Source organism: Streptomyces sp. NPDC006140 (assembly GCF_040628815.1).
Classification (GTDB): Bacteria; Actinomycetota; Actinomycetes; order Streptomycetales; family Streptomycetaceae; genus Streptomyces.
Window position 1 is genome coordinate 1 of the sequence record NZ_JBEXTS010000019.1, and the last position, 18419, is coordinate 18419.

Genomic DNA, 18419 nt, shown 5'->3' on the forward strand with positions numbered 1-18419 from the left:
GCCGTGTCCCGGTGAGGCGGTCGGCCTCACCGGGACACGGCGTTTCGCGCACCCGCGCGGGCGTCAGAGCCCGGCGATCACCTCGCGGAGCGCCTCGATCACCTTCTCCTGGACGTGCTGCGGCAGCGAGGGGTACATCGGCAGGGAGAAGATCTCCTTCGCCAGCCGCTCGGTCACCGGCAGGTCGCCCTCGCGGTAGCCGAGGTGGGCGAAGCCGCTCATCGTGTGCACCGGCCAGGGATAGCTGATGTTCAGCTCGATGTCGTACGCCCTGAGCCGCTCGATGATGCGGTCCCGCTCGGGGTGGCGGACCACGTGGACGTAGTGGACGTGATCATTGCCCACCGCGTTCGAGGGAAGGACGAGGCCGGTGTCCCCCAGCCCCTCCGCATAGCGTCGCGCCACGCGCCGCCGGCCCTCGATGTAGGCGTCGAGGCGCCGTAGCTTGCGGCGGAGGATCTCGGCCTGGACCTCGTCGAGGCGGCTGTTGTGCCCGGGCGTCTGGACAACGTAGTACCTGTCCTCCATGCCGTAGTAGCGCAGCCGGCGCAGGCCGGCGTCCGTGGCGTCGTCGCGGGTGACCACGGCGCCGCCGTCGCCGTACGCGCCGAGCACCTTCGTCGGGTAGAAGGAGAAGGCCGCCGCGTCGCCCATGGTCCCGGCCAGCCGGCCGTAATGCCGGGCGCCGTGGGCCTGGGCGCAGTCCTCCAGGACCTTCAGTCCGTGGCGCTCGGCGAAGGCGGTCACGGCGGCCATGTCGACGCACTGCCCGTACAGGTGCACCGGCACGATGGCCGCGGTGCGCTCGGTGAGCGCGTCGGCGAGCTGGTCGGTGCGCATGAGGTAGTCCTCCTCGCGCACGTCGACGAAGACCGGCCGGGCTCCGACGGCGTCGATGGCCAGCACGGTGGGGGCGGCCGTGTTGGACACCGTGATCACCTCGTCGCCGGGTTTCACCCCGAGCGCCTGCAGGCCGAGGACGAGCGCGTTGGTGCCGTTGTCCACGCCCACGCAGTGCGGCTGCCCGTGGTAGGCGGCGAACTCCTGCTCGAAGCGGGAGACGCTCTCGCCGAGGACGAGCTGACCGGACTGGAACACCGTGTCGACGGCGTCGAGGAGTTCCTCGCGCTCCTCGGCGTACTCCCGCAGATAGTCCCAGACGTAGGTGGTCATCGCCCGGACACCTCCCGCTCCTTGACTCCGACGAAGAGACCGCGGCCCGTCGGCGGGCCCGGCCGGTACGTGACGGAGCATCCGGCGTCCCGGAACGCCTGCTCGTACTCGTCACGCGTGAAGAGGGTCAGTACGTCGATCTCGGTGAAGGTCCGGATGCCCGACGGCTCCCCGACGAGGAAGCGGACCTCCATCCGGGTGGCGCGCCCCTGGAGGGTGGAGTGGGAGATCCGGGCCACGGTCCGGTCGCCCTCGCGGGCCAGGTCCCCGGCCACGAACCCCTCCTTGAACTGCTCGGGGAACCACCAGGGTTCGATGATCAGCGCGCCCCCCGGGTCGAGGTGGCGGGCCATCGAGGCCACGGCGGAGCGCATCTCCTCGACGCTGCCCAGATAGCCGATGGCGCAGAACATGCAGGTGACGACGGAGTACCGGCGGCCGAGGTCGAAGTCGCGCATGTCGCCCTCGTGGATGGTCAGGCCGGGCCACCGCTCCAGCGCCAGGTCGCGCATCGGCGCCGCGATCTCCAGGCCCTCCGCCGTGGCGAAGAGCTTGCTGAAGGGGCCGAGATGGGCGGCGGTGCCGCACGCCACGTCGAGCAGCGTGTCGGCGCCCGGGGTGTGCCGGCGGGCCAGGGCCGCGATGTCCTCGGCCTCCGCCGCCCAGTCCTTGCCCCGGCTGCGGTACACCGTCTCGTAGACCTCGGCGAGGTCCGTGCTGTACATGGTTTCTCCTCGGGTCGGCTGCTGTCCTGTGCGGCAGTGGGCGGTGGGTCGGGGCCCTCCTCCGGGAGGCCCTCCTAGTCGTCGACGAGGGCGACCGCCCGCGCCCAGCCGGCCCCGGCGCCGGCGATCTTCACCGGGAAGCACGACACCTGGAAGCCGTACGGCGCGGGCAGGTTCTCCAGTCCCGAGAGCCGCTCGATCTGGCAGTACTCCCGGTGGCGTCCGGCGACGTGGGCCGGCCAGAGCACGGCGGGGTCCCCGGTCCGCCGGTACTCGGCGATGATCGTGCCGAACGGCGCGTCCAGGCTGAACGCGTCGGTGCCGACCACCCGGATGCCCGCGTCGAGCAGGAAGGCGATGGCGCTCGCGTCGAGACCGACGAAGTCGGTGAAGTACCGGCTGGTGCCCGACCACGCGGCGGCGCCGGTGTGCAGGATCACGATGTCGGACGGGGCGAGCGCGTACCCGATCCGGTCGAGTTCCTTGCGCAGGTCGGCCGCGTCGACCGTGCCCGCCTCGCGGCCCCGGACGTCCAGGACCACGCCGGGGGCGAGGAACCACTCCAGCGGCATCGCGTCGATGTGCCGGGGCACGCCGGTGCCGTACGTCGTCTTCGAGCCGTAGTGCGAGGGCGCGTCGACGTGCGTACCGGTGTGCGTGGTCAGACTCAGCCGGTCCAACGAGAGGAACTCGCCGTCGGGCAGGTCGTCGGGGTCGAACTCGATGCCGAAGTGCTTCCGCATCTCGTCGCGCATGTGCAGCGCGCCCTCACGCGGGGACATCACCTCGTGGACCACCGGGTCCGGTTCGAACGAGCCGGAGTCCACCGGCGAGGACAGGTCAATGATGCGCACGGCCACCTCCTGGACGACCACGCCAGCCTGGCCGCAGCCGCTCGGAAGGCATTGGAATCCCGCTCGACGACCGCGCCGCCGTCTCGAGCGGGATTCGACACGGGTGCGTCAGGGTCGGGCGTGCAGACCGTCGTAGGGGAGGCCGTTCATGGACAGCACGGACAGCACCGACATCCAGCAGTTCTACGCCCGCCACATGCAACTGCTCGACGGCGGTGAGGCCGGGGCGTGGGCCGCCACGTTCACGCCCGACGCCACGTTCGCGTCCCCGTCGATGACGGAGCCCGTCCGGGGCCGGGACGGCATCGCCGCCGGTGCGCGGGCGGCGGCCGAGGGGCGCGCGGCCGCCGGGGAGGTGCACCGCCACTGGGTCACCATGACGACCGCCCGGAGCACCGGCGACGGGATCGAGACCGTCTCGTACGTGCAGATCCTGGCGACCCCGCGGGGCGGCGCGCCACGGGTGCACCTGTCGTGCGTGATGCGCGACCGGCTGGTCCGGCAGGACGGCGAACTGCTGGTGGCGGAGCGGCGCATCACCCGGGACGACCGGCCGGGCGGATGGGTCGACCGCGCTTCGAGCGGTCGTCAGTAGCGTCCCGGCATGACTCCTAGGACTGTGATCATCACCGGTGGCGGCACCGGAATCGGCCGTGCGACGGCCCGCCGCTTCGCCGGGCAGGGGGACCGTGTGCTCGTCGTCGGCCGCACCGCGGCCGCCCTCGACGAGACGGCCGAGGGCCACGACGGCATCCGCACCCTGGTGGCCGACGTCACCGAGCCGGGGGCCGGCGAGACGGTGGTGGAGGCCGCGCTGCGGGCCTTCGGGCGCGTCGACGTGCTGGTCAACAACGCCGGGACCGGCACGTTCGCGCCGCTCGCCAAACTCGACCGGGCCGCCACCGAGCACCAGCTCGCGGTCAACCTGATGGCGCCGGCCTTCGTGGCGCAGGCCGCCCTGGACGCCCTGGAGGCGACCGGCGGCACCATCGTCAACGTCAGCTCCGCCGGCTCGCTGGGCATCCAGGGGTTCCCCGACAACTCGGTGTACTGGGCCACGAAGGCGGCGCTGAACCACTTCACCCGCACCTGGGCCGTGGAGCTCGCGCCGCGCGGCATCCGCGTGGTGTCGGTGGCCCCGGGCGTGACGGACACCGGCATCGGCGAGCGCGTCGGCATGTCCGCCGAGGAGTACCAGGGGTTCCTCGGGCAGATCTCCGAGCGCATCCCGCTCGGGCGGGTCGCCACGCCCGAGGACGTGGCCTGGTGGGTCACGACTCTGGCCGATCCGGGGGGCCGCTACATGACGGGCGCGGTCGTCCCGGTGGACGGCGGTCTCTCCCTCACCTGAGCGCACCGGCGGCCCCGGCCGCGCACGCCTGCGGGCCGCACCGTCCACCGGTGCGGCCCGCCGGCGTGTGGGCCCGCCGACGTGCGGGCCCGCCGACGTGCGGGCCCGCCGAGGTCGCTGCTCAGACGCCGTCGTGCTCGACCCTGCGGTGGCGGACCAGCCAGCCGTCGCCGTCCGGCACCAGTTCGTCCTCGCACACGGCGCTCAGGTGCAGCCTGCTCTGCCCCCCGGCCGGGGTCGCCAGGACCTGCGCGTAGCAGCGGGTGTGCAGGGAGCCGCCGGGTCCGGGCACCACGGTGAGCATGGAGAACACATGGCGCCGCTGCTCCGGGGTGTCCGCCGTCCGCGCCAGGTTCCGGCGTACGGCGGCGGCGACGGCCGCCCGGCCGCGGAGGGGCTCGGGGGCGGTGTTCTGCGCGAAGACGCCGTCCTCGGTGAAGGTCCGCGCCCACTCCTCGGCCCGCCGCTCGTCCAGCAGCCGCATCTGCCGGGCGTAGAACTGCTGCACGGCGACGTACGTCTGCGCGGAGACCTGCTCGGTGCCGCTCAGCCGCTTGGCGTGCTCCGCCGCGTGCCGCAGCGTGGCCAGGCTGTTGCGGCCGAGGGCCTCCCGGATCATGGTGCGGGCGGCGGCCACGTCGGCCTGCGGGCCGAGGACGGTGGTCACGGCGTCCGGTTCGATCCGCACGGTGTGCCGGGAGGTGACCGTGCAGCCCTCCTCGTCCTCCTCGAAGATCCACTCCCCGGTGTGCGCGGCCATCAGCGCCGGGGTCCGGATCTGCTTGTAGACGATCCGCTCGGCGGGGAAGCAGACCCGCACCGAACGGGTGGTGTGGGTCTCGCCGTCGGCGGTGAGGGTGTCCATCTCCAGGATCTGCTCGTTCGGGGTGTCCTCGGTGAGGACGACCCGGGCGACGTGCGGCAGCCGCTCCGTCCAGCGGTCCGCGGCGCGGATGAACTCGTAGGCGTCCTTCGCCGAGCCGTCGACGCGGACACTGTCGTCGAAGGTGAAGGTGAGGCCGGCGTCCGCCTCCTCCGCGCCCCGGCGCAGCGCCTCCAGCTCCGAGGCGGTGTTGGTGTCGATGGCCCGGTTGATCCACTCGATGTGTTCCGGGGCGTCGTCGACGGCGGTGAACGTGTGGGTGAAGCGCACCCGGGTCCGCTCCGGGCCGAGCGGCTGAAGCCGCCACTCCCCGCTCATGCTCCGCACGGGCGCCCGGGACTCCTCCTGGCGGAACGCCACGCGCAGTCCGGCCCGGTCCAGTTCACGCCGCGAGGTCCAGCTCTTGACCTCGCCGTTGGCCGTGGCCCAGATCCGCAGCCGCTCCTGGCGGTCGTCGCCCTCCAGTCGCTCGACGTGGACGCTCGGCGGGAAGTGCGCCGGCCAGCGGGAAGCCTCGGCGATGAGGTCGAACACCGCCTCGGCGGGCGCTCGCACGTCGATCTCGTGGACGGTGTGGTGCGCGGTCTCGTCCGGCATGGCTCTCCTCAGTAGTTGCCCAGCCCGCCGCAGACGTTGATCGCCTGCGCGGTGACGGATGCGGCCGCGTCGGTCAGCAGGTAGCCGACCATGCCCGCCACCTCGTCGGGCGTGGTGTAGCGGCCGAGCGGGATCTTGGCCTGGAACCGGTCGAGGACCTCCTCCTCCGTGGTGTCCCAGGCGGCGGCGTAGCCCTGCCGGACCCGCTCCGCCATGGGCGTCTCCACATAGCCGGGGCACACCGCGTTGACCGTGATGCCGGTCTTGGCCAGTTCCAGGCCCAGGGCCTTGGTGAAGCCGACGACGCCGTGCTTGGAGGCCGAGTAGGGGGCGCCGAGCACCACGCCCTGCTTGCCGCCGGTGGAGGCGATGTTCACGATCCGGCCCCAGCCGCCCTCGCGCATGCGGCCGGTGGTCAGGGCGGCCCGGGTGACGCGGAAGACGCTGTCGAGGTTGGTGGCCATCACGTCGTCCCACAGCTCGTCGGTGATCGTGTGGGTCGGCCCGCCGCCGCTGCGGCCGGCGTTGTTGACGAGCACCTCGACGGGCCCGTAGCGCTCCACGGCTGCGGACATCAGGGCCTCGATCTGCGCGACCTCGCGCACGTCGCAGGCGGCGCCGTCCACCTCGTGGCCCTCCGCGCGCAGTTCCTTGACGGTGAGCGCGACCCGGTCGGCGTCCCGGGCGCACAGGTACACACGGTGGCCGGCGGCGGCCAGCGACCGGGCGACCGAGAGGCCGATCCCACTGGTGGCGCCGGTGACGACGGCGACCCGGCTGGGTTCTGCGGACATGGTCTGATCAGCCCTTTCGCGTGCAGAACTCGGTAATGGTCTCGATGACGTAGTCGAGCATTTCGCCGGTGAGCCCCGGGTAGACGCCGATCCAGAAGGTGTCCTCGGTGACGGTGTCGCAGTTCGTCAGCTCGTCCACGATCCGGTAGCGCACGTCCTGGTAGGCGGGGTGGCGGGTGATGTTGCCGCCGAACAGCCGGCGGGTGCCGATCTTCCGGCCCTCCAGGAAGTCGACGAGGTCCCTGCGGGTGAAGCCCGCGTCGGGCAGCACGGTCAGGGCGAAGCCGAACCAGCTGGGTTCGCTGTTCGGAGTGGCCCGGGGCAGCAGCAGTCCGGGCACTCCGGCCAGCCCGTCGTGCAGCCGCTGCCAGTTGCGCCGGCGGGCCGCGACGAAGTCGTCGACCTTCTGCAACTGGCTGAGCGCGAGGGCCCCTTGGAGGTCGGTGGCCTTCAGGTTGTAGCCGACGTGGGAGAAGATGTACTTGTGGTCGTAGCCGGCCGGGAGGGTGCCGAGCTGGTAGTCGAACCGCTTCAGGCAGGTGTTGTCGGTGCCCGGTTCGCACCAGCAGTCGCGGCCCCAGTCGCGCATCGACTCCACGATCCGGGCCAGTTCCAGGCTCGCCGTGAGGACGCAGCCGCCCTCGCCCGCGGTGATGTGGTGGGCCGGGTAGAAGCTGACCGTCGACAGGTCGCCGAAGGTGCCGGTGAGTTTGCCCCCGTAGGTGGAGCCGACGGCGTCGCAGTTGTCCTCGATGAGGAACAGGTCGTGCCGGGAGGCGAGTTCGGCGACCTCGGCGACGGGGAACGGGTTGCCGAGGGCGTGCGCGATCATGATGAGCCGGGTGCGCGGGGAGATCGCCGCCTCGATCTGGGCCAGCGAGGCGTTGTAGGTGCCCAGTTCGACGTCGACGAAGACCGGTGTCAGTCCGTTCTGGACGAGCGGGTTGATCGTGGTCGGGAAGCCGGCGCCCACCGTGATGGCCTCGTCGCCGGGGCGCAGCCGCAGGTCCTTCAGCTTCGGCGAGGTGAGCGCGCTGACCGCCAGCAGGTTGGCCGACGATCCCGAGTTCACCATGTGCGCCTTGCGCAGCCGGAAGTAGCGGGCGAACTCGCTCTCGAACTTCCGGGTGCGCACGCCGGCGGCGATCCGCATCTCCAGTGCGGCCTCGACCAAGGCGTGCCGGTCCTCCTCGTCGAGGACCGCGCCCGAGGACAGGATCGGCGTGACTCCCGGTTCGAACGCGCGCGTTTCCTGTTCCTTGTGGTACTTGCGCGCCAGTTCCAGCACCAGCGCCTTGGTGTCCGTCACCTCTGAACCCCTCATCCTCGGTGGTGGCCTAACCCGTTCGTGTCGTGCGCCGCCCCTGAGGCCCCCGGGTCGCGGCGGTGTTCGGCGACCAGCCGCTCCAGCACCGGAACGACCTCGTTGGGGCTGGGCACGGCGAGCAGTTCCTCCTGGAGCCGCCGGGCCCCGCGGGCGAACGACGGCTCGGTGATCAGTCGCTGGACCTGCTTGCGCAGCACGTCCGGGAGCAGGCCCTCGCTCGGCACGCACAGGCCGGCGCCGATGTCCTCCAGCCCGCGGCCCATGACCTCGGTGTCCCAGCCGAAGGCCAGGATCAGCTGGGGCACGGCGTGCAGTTCGGCCGTCGCCTTGGTGCCGACGCCCCCGTGGTGCACGACCGCGTCGCAGGTGGGCAGCAGGTCGTTGAGCGGGACGAAGTCGACCAGGCGTACGTTGTCCGGCAGGTCCTTCGCCGCCTCGCGGGTCGCCTCGTCGACGGTGGCGACGATCTCCGCGTCCAGCTCCGCGAGATGCGCCAGGAGTTCGGCCATGTCGACGCCGACGTCCGAGGCCGAGGAGCCGAGCGTCACGCAGACGCGGCTGCGCCCGAGGTGGGTCCGCAGCCAGTCCGGCACCACCGCGGGACCGTTGTACGGCACGTGCCGCACCTGGACGGTCGGCAGGTCCAGGGTGAGCTGGGTGCTGGGCGGCGTGGTGTTGACGGTCCACTGGCCGGTGACCATGTCCTCGTCGAAGCCGGCGTCACAGCCCAGCCGCCGCAGCGTGCGCTCCAGCCACTCGGCGGTGGGGTCCTCGCGGTGCTCGGGCTCCTGCTCGGCGGCCAGCCGCAGGAACTCCTTGCGGGCCCGCACGCTGATGTCGGGGCCGGAGACCAGCCGGCAGTGGGCCGCGCCCGTCACGCGCGCCGTGATGGCCCCGGCGAGGGTGAAGGTCTCCCAGACGACGAGGTCGGGCTGCCAGGAGCGGGCGAAGTCCACCAGGGCGTCGACCATGGTGTCGTTGTTGAGGGCGCCGTAGAGCGTCGGCACCATGACGTTCTCCAGGGCCAGCAACTGCTCGTACGTCCAGGGGTGTTCGCCCCGGGCGGCGTAGTCGAAGCCCTGCACGTGGGCCGAGGCCTCGTCGTGGAGCTTGCCGAGCAGGCCGAGGTCCTCCAGGGCGCCGAGCGACCACTCGACGGGCACGGCGGTCAGCCCCGTGCCCGTGATGACGTCGGTCAGCTCGGGCTGGCTGGCGATCCGCACCTCGTGGCCCGCGGTGCGCAGCGCCCACGCCAGCGGCACGAGTGGGTAGTAGTGGGTGTGGTGGGCCAGTGAGGTGAACAGAACCCTCATCGCGTCTCCTCCTCGCCGAGTCGGGCCGGCAGCCGGACCAGGCGCCGGGTCAGGGGCGCCCGGCGCAGGCGCACCGGATCGCCGTCCGGCCGCAGCAGCGGGAACCGCGCGGCCAGCGCCGGCAGCGCCTGCTCGGCCTGCGCCCGTGCGGCCGGGAGCAGGGCGGCGCAGGCGCGCACCGGCAGCGGGGCCGGGCCGCCGCCGGTCCCGGTGGTCACGACCGTGACGGTGTCGCCGGTCTCGATGCGGGTGCCGGCCGCCTCGGCCGGGGCGAGGGCCACCAGGGGGTGCGCCCGCCACAGCGGCCGGTCGCGCTGGGCCTCCTCGACCACCCGGGCCGCGTGCCCGGGGTCCGAGCGCAACTGCGCCCACTCCCGCGGCCGGCCGAGGAGCGTGTGCAGGGCGTTGCCGAGCAGGTCCGCCGCGGCCCGGGCCCCGGCCACGGCGAGCAGCAGGTCCGCCTCCGCCCGGTCGCGGCCGGCGAAGAGCTCCCGCAGTTCTCGCACGCCGGCCGCCAGGCGCCGCGTCACCTCCAGCGTCTGCGGGCAGAGCAGCGCGTCCACGGCCGGTGCCGTGGCGGCGACGGCGGCGGCGAACGCCGCGTGCCGCTCCTGCGGGACGTCCAGGAGTACGGCGTACACCGCCGCGGTCAGCGGCTCGGCGAAGTCGGCCATCAGGTCGACGGGGCCCGGCCCGAGCAGGGCCGCCGCCTGGGTGGCCTGTTCCCGCAGCGTCCCGGCGTGCCCGCGCACGGCCCTCGTCCCGCCCCGCCGTGCCAGGTCCCGGACGAGCGCCGTGGAGCGCTGGCGCGCCGGGTCGGGCAGCCACGCCTCCGCCTGCGGCACGGCGGCGGACACCGCCAGTTCCCGGCTGCCGGACAGTTCCCGGAGCGCCGTGGGGCCGGTGACGACCCAGGTGTCGAGCCGGCTGCGCCACACCGGCCCTCGCTCCGCGACCGACGCGAGGATTCCGCCCGCGTCGTCCGTGCCGTCCTCGTCGCTGTCGAATCCCCGTACCAGCCGCGCGTACGGGTCGCCCTCCCCCGGCACGAACGGCTCGCCGTTGATCGCGTAGAGCCATTGCGCCGCGTGGACGAGTTGCAGTTCGCGCCCCAGGGCATGCGTCGCCGCCGTCACCCCGCCACCTCCGTCATCCGATTCCCTCGGCAAGGTACGGGGCCGTATTAGAAGAACACTCGAACTGCCTTTTTCCGCATCCACCGTTCCTCAAGCAGTGCTTGATCTCCCGGTCCTACGGTGGGGAAGCCACTGGACTCCCGCGAGGTGATGAGGATCCCTATGCCAGAGCACCGTCAGCAACGGGCGCTCCGAATGGGCGTGATCGGTACGGCGAACATCGCGATGCGCCGGATCATGCCCGTTCTCGCCGCGCACGACCATGTGGACCTCGTCGCGGTGGCCAGCCGGGACAAAGGGAGGGCCGAACGGGTGGGAGCCGCGTTCGGCTGTCATGGCGTGGGGGATTACGCGGAACTCGTCGAGCGGGACGACCTGGACGCCATCTATATTCCGCTGCCGCCCGCCATGCATCACGAGTGGGCACTGCGGGCTTTGCGTTCGGGAAAGCACGTGCTGGTCGAGAAACCGATGTCGGACACGTACGAGAAGACGCTCGAGCTGATGTCGACCGCGTCGGAACTCGGGCTCGTGCTGGCCGAGAACTTCATGTTCCTGCACCATTCCCAGCACGCCGCGGTACGCGCGATGCTCGACGAGGCCGTGGGGGAACTGCGGCTGTTCTCGGGGTCGTTCGCGGTGCCGCCGCTGGCCCCGGAGTCGTTCCGGTACCAGCCGGCGCTGGGCGGGGGCGCGCTGCTCGACGTCGGGGTGTATCCGCTGCGCGCGGCCCAGCTGTACCTGGCCGGGGAGCTGGAGGTGCTCGGGGCCTGTCTGCGGGTGGACGAGGCGACCGGGGTGGACGTGGCGGGCAGCGTGCTGCTGAGCGACGACCGGGGGGTGACGGCCCAGCTGGACTTCGGCTTCGAGCACTCCTACCGGTCGACCTACGCGCTGTGGGGCAACCGGGGCCGGGTGAGCGTCCGGCGGGCCTTCACGCCGCCGGAGCAACTGAAGCCGGTGGTCCGGATCGAGCAGCAGGACGTGGTGACGGAGCGGTCGCTGCCCGAGGACAACCAGGTCTTCAACGCGATGGACGCCTTCGTCCGCGCGGCCCTGACGGGCGCGGGCCCCCTCACCGACACGTCCGTGATCCACCGCCAGGCCCTCCTGGTCGACCGCGTCCGCCGCGCGGCAACCCTGGTCGGCGACCCGAAGACCCGCCCGGGCGACGCCTTGGCAGCCGACTTGGCCTGACCCGGCGTACGACATGAGCCCGGCCCCGCGCCGGCCCCGCCGCGCCCTGCGCGCGGCGCGCGTGGTGCGGCAGGGATCGGGCCCGCACGCGGCGCGCGTGGTGCGGTCTGGTCCGTCGCCGTGCCCGCCCCGCGTGGTGCCCCCGGCCGTTGGTCCGCGGCGCGGCACCGCGCGCGAGCACCCGCGCCGCCGGTCGGAGGCGCCGCCGCCGCGCGCCCGCCGCCCGGCATCCACCCCGCGCCCCGCCCGGGACCGCCCCGCACCCCGCCGGTCTGACCAGGGGGGTGCGGGGCGGCGTGCTGCCCCCGCGGGCGGGGTCAGCGGGAGAGGAGCTTGCGCAGGGCTCCGCCCAGGGCCTCCGCGGCGTCCGACGGCTGTTCGTCCGTGCGCCAGGCGACGATGCCGTCGGGGCGGACCAGGCTCGCGCCCGCCTTGCCGATGCCGTACCGGTCGGCCACCGCCGCCTCGGGATCCGTGAGGCCGGCACCGATCCGGTACGCCCTGACGGGCACCCCCAGTTCCGCCGAGACCGTCTCCGCCGCCGCCATCCAGTCCGCCCCCAGCTCACCGGCGAGCAGGGTCCAGCCGTCGCCGAACAGGTCGACCGTGGAGATCCGTTCCCCGTGCCGGGTCACCGGGACGTGCGGCCCCCGGAAGCCGGGGCGGCCGCTCGGGTTCAGCGGGTTCTCCACCCGCGCCGGATCGTCGTCCGTGGCCAGCACCGCCGAGGAGCGGTAGCGGAAGCCCAGCAGTGTCTCGGCGTACCCCACCGACTTGTCCCACACATCCGCCATGTGCGGCGCCATCCGCTGCGCGTAGATCGCCAGCGCCTCCGCCACGACCAGCTCCGCCGCGACCTTGCGCTCGTCCTCGTACGTGCCGAGGAGTCCCGGCCCGGCCTGCCCGTGCAGCACCGCCGCCAGCTTCCACGCCAGGTCGAACCCGTCGGCGACGGCCGCGTTGCCGCTCATGCCCCCGGTCGGCGGCGTCACCTTCGCCGCGTCCCCGACCAGGAACACCCGCCCCTCGCGCCAGCGTTCGGCGATACGGGCCGCCATCTCCCAGCCCTGGATGTCGACGAGCTCGGGCCGCACCTCGGGAGCGTCCAGGGCGAGGCCGATCAGCTCGACGCAGCGCTCCGGTGTGAAGTCCTCGGGGCGCTCGCCCTCGTCGGGGTCGTACTCGACGAAGAGGGTGTGCCGGTCGGGCCGGTCCGTCGGCCCGAACGTGCCGGTGAACTGCGGGTGGTGCAGGTAGTACCAGCCCGTCGTCCCCGGCTCCATGATGCCGGAGAGGTCCGCGTCGAAGATGACCCCGACCATGTGGGTCAGCGTGCCGTGCCCGTACCGCCCGATCCCCAGCGACTCGCGCACCAGGCTGCGGTTGCCGTCGGCGCCCACGAGGTAGCCGGCGCGCAGGTCGTACTCGCCCCCGGGCCCCTGGAGCCGGGCCGTGACGCCGTCCGCGTCCTGGTCGAACGACACCAGCCGGGTGTCGAAGCGGATGGCGCCGCCGTGCCGCTGCGCCTGCCCGAGCAGGATCGGCTCCAGCTTGTCCTGGGACAGCATCGCCCAGCCGGCCGGTGTGCACGGCTGGGTGGCGGCCACCATGTCGTCGAAGCTCTCCGCGACGGTCCGCAGGACCTCGCCCCGCACGCTCTGGGCGAGCCGGATGACGAAGTCGCCCTGGGCGCCGCGGATGTCGTTGGCCCGGGTCACCTCGTCGGCGACGCCCCCGATGCGCAGCAGCTCCATGGTCCGCGGGTTCTGCCCCGCGGCCCGCGGATACGGCGAGAGGCCGGACCTGCGCTCCACCACGAGCACGCGCACCCCCTGCCGGGCGAGGAACATCGCCGTCGACAGGCCACCGAGGCCCGCACCCACCACCAGAACGTCGACCTCGTGGTCGTTCATGTCGTTCCTCTCTCGTCGTTGCTTGCGGGTTCCCGTCGCCGCTTCACACCCGGACGCCGACGAACAGGCCGCGGCCCGACGGCGCCTCGGGCAGGTACTCGACCGCGAAGCCGGCCTCCCGGAACGCCTGTTCGTACTCGGCGCGGCTGAACAGCGAGATGATGTGCGTGTCGACGAAGTGACGGGCGCCGACGCCGGGTTCGGCGACCACGAAGTGCACGTCCATGTGCGAGGTGCGGCCGCGGCGCGCGGAGTGCGAGACCCGGGAGACGGTGATGCCGTCGACGGTCACGACGTCGGCCGAGACATGGCCGTCGGCGAACGTCTCGTAGAACCACCACGGGTCGACGACGGCCACCCCGCCGGGCTCCAGGTGCCGGGCGAACACGGTGAGCGCCCGGCCCAGCTCGGCCACCGACGTCATATAGCCGATGGATCCGAACATGCAGGTCACCACGTCGAAGGTGGTGTCCAGGCGGAAGTCGCGCATGTCGCCGCGGTGCACGGTCACCCCGGGCAGCGCGGCACGCGCCGCCTCGGCCATCGGCGCGGACAGCTCCACCCCCTCCACGTGCGCGAAGAGTTCGGTGAAGTGCCGCAGATGGCCGCCGGTGCCGCAGGCGATGTCGAGCAGCCGCCCGGCGCCGGGCCGGCGCTGCCGGGCCGCGGCGGCGACCGCCTCGGTCTCGGCGCGGTAGTCCTTGCCGCGCTCCCGGTGCACGAGGTCGTAGACCCGGGCGAGGTCCGCCCCGTACATCGTCTCTCCCGCCCGCTGTTCGTCCGCCACGGTCATGACGCCGCCCGGGTGTGGGCGAGGATGGCCTCGGCCACGGGCCCGTGGACCGAGGACGGCAGGGCGTGCCCCATGCCGGGGATCTCCACCAGGCGGGCGGTGGGGATGAGCCCGGCCAGGTGCTTGCCGTGCGGTGCGGGCGCGATGGGGTCGTGCTCGGCCTGGATGACCAGGGCCGGCACGGTGACGTCACGCAGTTCGGCGGCCCGCTCCGGCGGCGGCAGGGTCAGGGAGTAGTGGGCGTACGGCTCGGTGAGGACACCGCCCGCGTGGTCGATCGCCCGTTCCTCCCACCGCGCGTACTCGGCGTCGTCGAACGGCACGCCCGTCCCGGAGAGGATGCGCCACTTGCTCACCCGCTTGGCCACTTCGGCGGCGCGCCCCTCGGCCGGCTGCTGCATCAGGGCGAGCGCGTCGAGGAACGGCTGCTGCGGCCCGGGCAGGCCGTCCGCCGTGGGTTCGCCGCGCATCACGCGCTCGATGTTGGCGTCGAAGTCGATGTCGAGCCCGCCGCCCAGCATCATGGTCAGGCTGCTCAGCCGTTCGTGGTGGTCGAGGGCGATGACCTGCGCGATGGTCGCCCCCATCGACAGGCCGACGACATGGGCGCGGTCGACGCCCCAGCCGTCGAGGACGGCGACCGCGTCGGCGGCCAGTTCGCCGAAGCCGTAGGGGTGTTCGGCGAAGTCGCGGGTGGTGGAGCGGCCGGTGTCGCGGTGGTCGTAGCGGATGACGTGGAGGCCGCCGTCGGCGAGCCGCCGGGCGAACTCGTCGGGCCAGCCCAGGGCGGAGAGGTTGCCGCCCATGACGAGCAGCAGCGCCGGGTCCGCCGGGTCACCGAAGTCGTCGCTCCACAGCTCGACGTCCCCACTGGGCACGATGCGTTCGGACATGGGTCTACTCCTGTGCTGGGAGGACGGGTGCGGCCCCTTCGGGGGCGGCGGTGAACTCGAGGATCGAGAAGTCGAACGGGAGGGTGGCGGAGCCGCTGGTGCGCTCCGAGGCCAGGGCGAGTCCGGCCGCCCCGGCCAGGGCCACGACCTCGTCCCGGGTGCGCACCCGCCCGCCCATGAACGTCAGCATCCGCAGGTCGAGCAGGGTGCTGAAGAACCGGTCGGCGCCGTCGCCCTCGACGTCGGCGCGGTCGAGGACGAGGATCCTGCCGCCCGGTTCGAGCGCCTGGACGCAGCGGCGCAGGATCGTCAGCGCGTCCTCGTCGGACCAGTTGAGCAGGACGAAGGAGAGCAGGACGAGGTCGGCGGTGACGGGCAGCGGTTTGAAGAAGTCGCCCTCCGCCACGGTGACCCGGTCGTCGATCCCGGCGTCCTCGAACCTGCGCCGGGCGCGCTCGGCCGGGCCCGCCAGCTCGACCAGGGTGCCCCGGACGTGCGGTGCCCGCTGGGCGATCGCCGCGAGCAGGCCGCCGTTGCCGCCGCCCACGTCGAGGACGTGCCGCACCGCCGACCAGTCGTACGCGTCGGCCGGGGCCTCGTAGGCCAGCTGCTCGTCGCACGACATGAGCGCGTCGAACGAGTCGGCCAGCTCCCGGTCCGCGGAGAGGTCCTCCCAGAAGGGCCGCCCGTACCGCCCGGAATAGGCGGGGCGGCCGGTGCGGACCACGTCCAGCAGACCGGTGAAGGCCAGGTCGGCGTGGGAGACGGCCCCGTCGAGGTCCAGCCAGGCCCGCTGCTGCGCCGGATGGCCGTCGGCCAGGAGCAGCCCGAGCCGGGTGGGGCGCAGCGGCCGGTCCGGTTCCCCGCCCTCCAGGACGCCGACCACGGTCAGGTGGCGGACCAGGCGGGCGAGCGCCTGGGGGTGGGTGTCCGTGCGGGCGGCGAGGTCGGCGACGGTGCCGGCTCCGGCCAGCAGGTGGTCGACCAGGCGGAGCGTCGCGGCGACCCGGACGGCCATCGGGGTCACCAGGTTGCCGAGGTTCTTGAGGAGTACGTCGAGGTCCTGGTCGGTCGGTTCCAGGTGTTCCCCGGGTGAGGAAGAGCTCACCGTGTTCCTTCCCTTGGGCGTGGGTGGGCCGGACGCGCTGCTCAGGGCCGCCAGCCCTCCTCCTTGGGCCAGGGCTCGCCGAGCTGGCGGTAGGTGCCGAGGTAGTCCGGCCAGTCGCGGTGGTCGCGGATCTTGCCGTCGACGATGCGGATGAGGTGGATCTGCTCACCGGAGAAGCGGCGGCCGGTGGCGGGCATCCCCACGAGTTCGCCCACCTGGCGGCCGTACAGGGCGAGTTTCGCCCGCACCCAGCTACCTTTCTCCTCGTAGCTGATCTCCTCCAGATACGCGTCCTCGGAGAACGTGAGCTTCAGCCACTTCACCGCGAGTGCGAACGCTTCGGGGCCGCGCAGTTCCGGCATGTGTTCCAGGGCACCGGGATTGAGGTACTCCTCATGAATGAACTCGGCCACGTCCTCTGTTTTTCCGGTGTTGTAGCTGTTCACCATGCGTCGAACAATGTCGATGTGATCACTCACGGTCGGCACTCCCTGTCGGTCGTCGATGAGTTCATCCTGACTTCCACAGCTCTTCGCAACAATCCGTTTCGGCACCGGCTCGACCCGTTGACAAGCCGGTTTCGAGCGGCCACCGAGCGCATTCCGACCCACATTTCAGACGGACCGGCCAGGGTGGTCGGGTCGGCTTTCGCCACCTGGAGGTCCCATGGACAAGACGATGTACAAATCGACGGTCACCGAGGCGTTCAACAATGCCGCGGCGACTTACGACCAGTTGGGCGTCGAGTTCTTCACACCGATGGGCCGGCGACTCGTGGAAAGGGCCGATCCGCAGCCCGGGCAACGTGTTCTCGACGTCGGGTGCGGGCGGGGCGCGTCCCTGTTCGTGGCGGCGGAGCGGGTGGGCCCGTCCGGCCATGTGCTCGGCATCGACATCGCCCCGGCGATGGTGGAGGAGGCCCGCCGGCAGGCCGGCGCGCTCGGCGCCCGGCACGTCGAGGTCCGGGTGATGGACGGCGAGCACCCCGACCTTCCGCCCGCCTCGTTCGACGTGGTGACCGGCAGCTACAGCCTGATCTTCCTGCCCGACGCGCCGGCCGCGCTCCCCCGGTACGCGGCCCTGCTGCGGCCGGGTGGCCGGATCGCCTTCACCAGCCCGGTCTTCACGGAGGACACGTTCCCCTTCCTGCCGCCCGTGTTCACGGACCTCATCCCGGAGCGGCTGCTGCGCAACCTGCCGGCGGACTGGCGCCCGGACGCGTTGAAGCGGCGGTTCAACAGCTGGCTGCAGGACACCGACGACCTGACCCGGACGATGGTGCGCGCCGGATTCGACGACGTGGAGATCGCCGACGAGCACATCGATCTGCGCGCGCCGGACGGGAAGACCTGGGTCGACTGGTCCCACACCCAGGGCATGCGCTTGCTGTGGCAGCACCTGCCGGAGTACGAGAACCGGCAGCTGCGCCACCGCCTGACCACCGAACTGGACCGGCTGCGCGGCGACGGCCCCCTGCACCTGCCCACCCCGGTCAGGTTCGTCCACGCCTCGATCGCGGACTGAGCCGGTCGCGTGGAGCCCGGTCCGCCGCCGGCCGGACCGGGCTCCTCCGGGTCAGTAGACCCGCACCGCGCCGGAGGACGACATACGCACGATGTCCCCGGTCGGCCTGCGGAGGTTGCCCTGGGCGTCGATCGACTCCGCGTTGAGGATGGAGCGATGGAGTTCCTGGGCGATCGGTCCGGGTTCGAGACCGAGGTGGTTCACCAGATTGACCCGCAGGCGCTGGAAGAGCTCCAGGGCCTGCGCCCGCCGCCCGTTGAGGTACAGCGCCCGCATGTACTGGGCGTGCAGCCCCTCGTGGTACGGGTTGTCGGCCGTCAGCGCCGCGAGCTCGGTGAGCACCTCCCGGTACATGCCGAGCCGGAGCTGGGTGTCGACGAGGTACTCCAGGACGACCAGCCGGGACTCCTCGAACTGCTGCCGGCGCCCTTCGAGGATCCGCCCGGCGACGACGTCGACGAGCGCGGGTCCGCGCCACAGTTGCAACGCGCTGGAGAGCGTGGACAGCGCGGCGTGGTCGTCCCCCGACGACAGCGCCCTGCGTCCGTCAGCGACGAGCTGGTGGAACCGGTGGACGTCCAGGTCCCCCTGGGTGGTCCGGAACAGGTACCCCCCGGACCGGGTCACGAGGATCTCTGCGGCGACCTGACGGGCGGTCATTCCCGTCGCGGACGCCAGCAGCTTGCGCAGGTTGAGGATGTAGGTCTGCAGCGTGGTCAAGCAGCTGACCGGAGGCTCCTCGTCCCACAGTTCGCGTATCAGTGACGACACCGGTACCACCTGGTCGGCGTGCACCAGCAGTGTGGCCAGAACGCTTCTCATCTTCGGTGCGCTCGGA

Annotated in this window: 18 protein-coding genes; 4 read left to right on the forward strand and 14 right to left on the reverse strand. The window is 72.4% G+C overall.

The genetic code is table 11. The annotated features are described in order from the left end of the window. Positions 1 to 63 precede the first annotated feature (63 nt). The 3 genes from ABZ386_RS35370 to ABZ386_RS35380 all read right to left on the reverse strand — a co-directional run bounded on the left by ABZ386_RS35370 (position 64) and on the right by ABZ386_RS35380 (position 2752). Entirely contained in the window at positions 64 to 1173 is a 1110-nt protein-coding gene (locus tag ABZ386_RS35370) for a DegT/DnrJ/EryC1/StrS family aminotransferase (protein ID WP_358967689.1), read from the reverse strand. Continuing rightward, the gene (locus ABZ386_RS35375; protein WP_355723865.1) at positions 1170 to 1898 is read right to left on the reverse strand and encodes a class I SAM-dependent methyltransferase; all 729 of its coding nucleotides are present in this window, start codon (positions 1896 to 1898) and stop codon (positions 1170 to 1172) included. Before ABZ386_RS35375 ends, ABZ386_RS35370 begins: the two co-directional genes overlap by 4 nt. Positions 1899 to 1972: 74 nt before the next feature. Further along, complete coding sequence (locus ABZ386_RS35380) at positions 1973 to 2752, reverse strand: cyclase family protein (RefSeq protein ID WP_114255087.1); 780 nt, start codon at positions 2750 to 2752, stop codon at positions 1973 to 1975. Between the two features lie 148 nt (positions 2753 to 2900). Between ABZ386_RS35380 and ABZ386_RS35385 the strand changes: the two genes are divergently transcribed. Both ABZ386_RS35385 and ABZ386_RS35390 read left to right on the forward strand, forming a co-directional pair. Further along, positions 2901 to 3347, forward strand: coding sequence for a nuclear transport factor 2 family protein (locus tag ABZ386_RS35385; RefSeq protein WP_356670547.1), 447 nt, complete (start codon positions 2901 to 2903; stop codon positions 3345 to 3347). 24 nt (positions 3348 to 3371) lie between these two features. Next, the gene (locus ABZ386_RS35390; protein ID WP_114255085.1) at positions 3372 to 4103 is read left to right on the forward strand and encodes an SDR family oxidoreductase; all 732 of its coding nucleotides are present in this window, start codon (positions 3372 to 3374) and stop codon (positions 4101 to 4103) included. A 121-nt stretch (positions 4104 to 4224) separates the two neighbouring features. Here the strand turns inward: ABZ386_RS35390 and ABZ386_RS35395 are convergent, their stop codons facing one another. Genes ABZ386_RS35395 through ABZ386_RS35415 form a run of 5 tightly spaced genes read right to left on the reverse strand, consistent with a single transcriptional unit; the run spans position 4225 to position 10153 of the window. After that, positions 4225 to 5583 carry a nuclear transport factor 2 family protein gene (locus ABZ386_RS35395; protein ID WP_358967694.1) on the reverse strand — a complete coding sequence of 453 codons (1359 nt, stop codon included), beginning with the start codon at positions 5581 to 5583 and terminating at the stop codon, positions 4225 to 4227. Positions 5584 to 5591: 8 nt separating this feature from the next. Next, a complete protein-coding gene (gene fabG, locus ABZ386_RS35400; RefSeq protein WP_351345210.1) occupies positions 5592 to 6377 on the reverse strand; it encodes a 3-oxoacyl-ACP reductase FabG in 786 nt (261 codons plus the stop codon). Between the two features lie 7 nt (positions 6378 to 6384). Further along, positions 6385 to 7686, reverse strand: coding sequence for a lipopolysaccharide biosynthesis protein RfbH (gene rfbH / locus ABZ386_RS35405; protein WP_351345213.1), 1302 nt, complete (start codon positions 7684 to 7686; stop codon positions 6385 to 6387). Positions 7687 to 7697: 11 nt separating this feature from the next. After that, positions 7698 to 9017 carry an activator-dependent family glycosyltransferase gene (locus tag ABZ386_RS35410; protein WP_358967697.1) on the reverse strand — a complete coding sequence of 440 codons (1320 nt, stop codon included), beginning with the start codon at positions 9015 to 9017 and terminating at the stop codon, positions 7698 to 7700. Then, positions 9014 to 10153, reverse strand: a complete 1140-nt coding sequence (locus tag ABZ386_RS35415) for a hypothetical protein (protein WP_358967700.1) — start codon at positions 10151 to 10153, stop codon at positions 9014 to 9016. The genes ABZ386_RS35410 and ABZ386_RS35415 overlap by 4 nt, the downstream gene beginning before the upstream one ends. 162 nt (positions 10154 to 10315) lie before the next feature. Here ABZ386_RS35415 and ABZ386_RS35420 point away from each other — a divergent pair, with 162 nt between their 5' ends. Continuing rightward, the gene (locus ABZ386_RS35420) at positions 10316 to 11350 is read left to right on the forward strand and encodes a Gfo/Idh/MocA family oxidoreductase (RefSeq protein WP_351345222.1); all 1035 of its coding nucleotides are present in this window, start codon (positions 10316 to 10318) and stop codon (positions 11348 to 11350) included. Positions 11351 to 11667: 317 nt separating this feature from the next. Here ABZ386_RS35420 and rdmE read toward each other — a convergent pair whose 3' ends face one another. Genes rdmE through ABZ386_RS35445 form a run of 5 tightly spaced genes read right to left on the reverse strand, consistent with a single transcriptional unit; the run spans position 11668 to position 16536 of the window. Next, positions 11668 to 13263 carry an aklavinone 12-hydroxylase RdmE gene (gene rdmE / locus ABZ386_RS35425; protein WP_351345225.1) on the reverse strand — a complete coding sequence of 532 codons (1596 nt, stop codon included), beginning with the start codon at positions 13261 to 13263 and terminating at the stop codon, positions 11668 to 11670. 43 nt (positions 13264 to 13306) lie between these two features. Continuing rightward, positions 13307 to 14056, reverse strand: a complete 750-nt coding sequence (locus tag ABZ386_RS35430; protein WP_355722838.1) for a class I SAM-dependent methyltransferase — start codon at positions 14054 to 14056, stop codon at positions 13307 to 13309. Beyond that, positions 14053 to 14949, reverse strand: a complete 897-nt coding sequence (locus tag ABZ386_RS35435) for an alpha/beta fold hydrolase (RefSeq protein ID WP_351345231.1) — start codon at positions 14947 to 14949, stop codon at positions 14053 to 14055. Before ABZ386_RS35435 ends, ABZ386_RS35430 begins: the two co-directional genes overlap by 4 nt. Before the next feature lie 4 nt (positions 14950 to 14953). Next, the gene (locus tag ABZ386_RS35440) at positions 14954 to 16057 is read right to left on the reverse strand and encodes a methyltransferase (RefSeq protein WP_351345234.1); all 1104 of its coding nucleotides are present in this window, start codon (positions 16055 to 16057) and stop codon (positions 14954 to 14956) included. 41 nt (positions 16058 to 16098) lie between these two features. Continuing rightward, positions 16099 to 16536 carry an ester cyclase gene (locus tag ABZ386_RS35445; protein WP_351345237.1) on the reverse strand — a complete coding sequence of 146 codons (438 nt, stop codon included), beginning with the start codon at positions 16534 to 16536 and terminating at the stop codon, positions 16099 to 16101. A gap of 187 nt (positions 16537 to 16723) precedes the next feature. Between ABZ386_RS35445 and ABZ386_RS35450 the strand changes: the two genes are divergently transcribed. Next, positions 16724 to 17581 (forward strand): class I SAM-dependent methyltransferase, encoded by an 858-nt coding sequence (locus tag ABZ386_RS35450; protein ID WP_114255074.1) that lies wholly within the window; start codon positions 16724 to 16726, stop codon positions 17579 to 17581. A 51-nt stretch (positions 17582 to 17632) separates the two neighbouring features. Here the strand turns inward: ABZ386_RS35450 and ABZ386_RS35455 are convergent, their stop codons facing one another. Next, on the reverse strand, positions 17633 to 18403 hold the full coding sequence (locus tag ABZ386_RS35455; RefSeq protein ID WP_351345241.1) for an AfsR/SARP family transcriptional regulator: 771 nt from the start codon (positions 18401 to 18403) through the stop codon (positions 17633 to 17635). Between the last annotated feature and the right edge of the window lie 16 nt (positions 18404 to 18419).

What these genes read in the sequence shown, in the direction of transcription:
- ABZ386_RS35375 (WP_355723865.1), bottom strand. Translation starts at nt 1,898, where the DNA reads ATGTACAGCACGGACCTCGCCGAGGTCTACGAGACGGTGTACCGCAGC.
- ABZ386_RS35450 (WP_114255074.1), top strand. Translation starts at nt 16,724, where the DNA reads ATGGACAAGACGATGTACAAATCGACGGTCACCGAGGCGTTCAACAAT.
- rdmE (WP_351345225.1), bottom strand. Translation starts at nt 13,263, where the DNA reads ATGAACGACCACGAGGTCGACGTTCTGGTGGTGGGTGCGGGCCTCGGT.
- ABZ386_RS35435 (WP_351345231.1), bottom strand. Translation starts at nt 14,949, where the DNA reads ATGTCCGAACGCATCGTGCCCAGTGGGGACGTCGAGCTGTGGAGCGAC.
- fabG (WP_351345210.1), bottom strand. Translation starts at nt 6,377, where the DNA reads ATGTCCGCAGAACCCAGCCGGGTCGCCGTCGTCACCGGCGCCACCAGT.
- ABZ386_RS35410 (WP_358967697.1), bottom strand. Translation starts at nt 9,017, where the DNA reads ATGAGGGTTCTGTTCACCTCACTGGCCCACCACACCCACTACTACCCA.
- ABZ386_RS35385 (WP_356670547.1), top strand. Translation starts at nt 2,901, where the DNA reads ATGGACAGCACGGACAGCACCGACATCCAGCAGTTCTACGCCCGCCAC.
- ABZ386_RS35420 (WP_351345222.1), top strand. Translation starts at nt 10,316, where the DNA reads ATGCCAGAGCACCGTCAGCAACGGGCGCTCCGAATGGGCGTGATCGGT.
- ABZ386_RS35430 (WP_355722838.1), bottom strand. Translation starts at nt 14,056, where the DNA reads ATGACCGTGGCGGACGAACAGCGGGCGGGAGAGACGATGTACGGGGCG.
- ABZ386_RS35455 (WP_351345241.1), bottom strand. Translation starts at nt 18,403, where the DNA reads ATGAGAAGCGTTCTGGCCACACTGCTGGTGCACGCCGACCAGGTGGTA.
- ABZ386_RS35370 (WP_358967689.1), bottom strand. Translation starts at nt 1,173, where the DNA reads ATGACCACCTACGTCTGGGACTATCTGCGGGAGTACGCCGAGGAGCGC.
- ABZ386_RS35395 (WP_358967694.1), bottom strand. Translation starts at nt 5,583, where the DNA reads ATGCCGGACGAGACCGCGCACCACACCGTCCACGAGATCGACGTGCGA.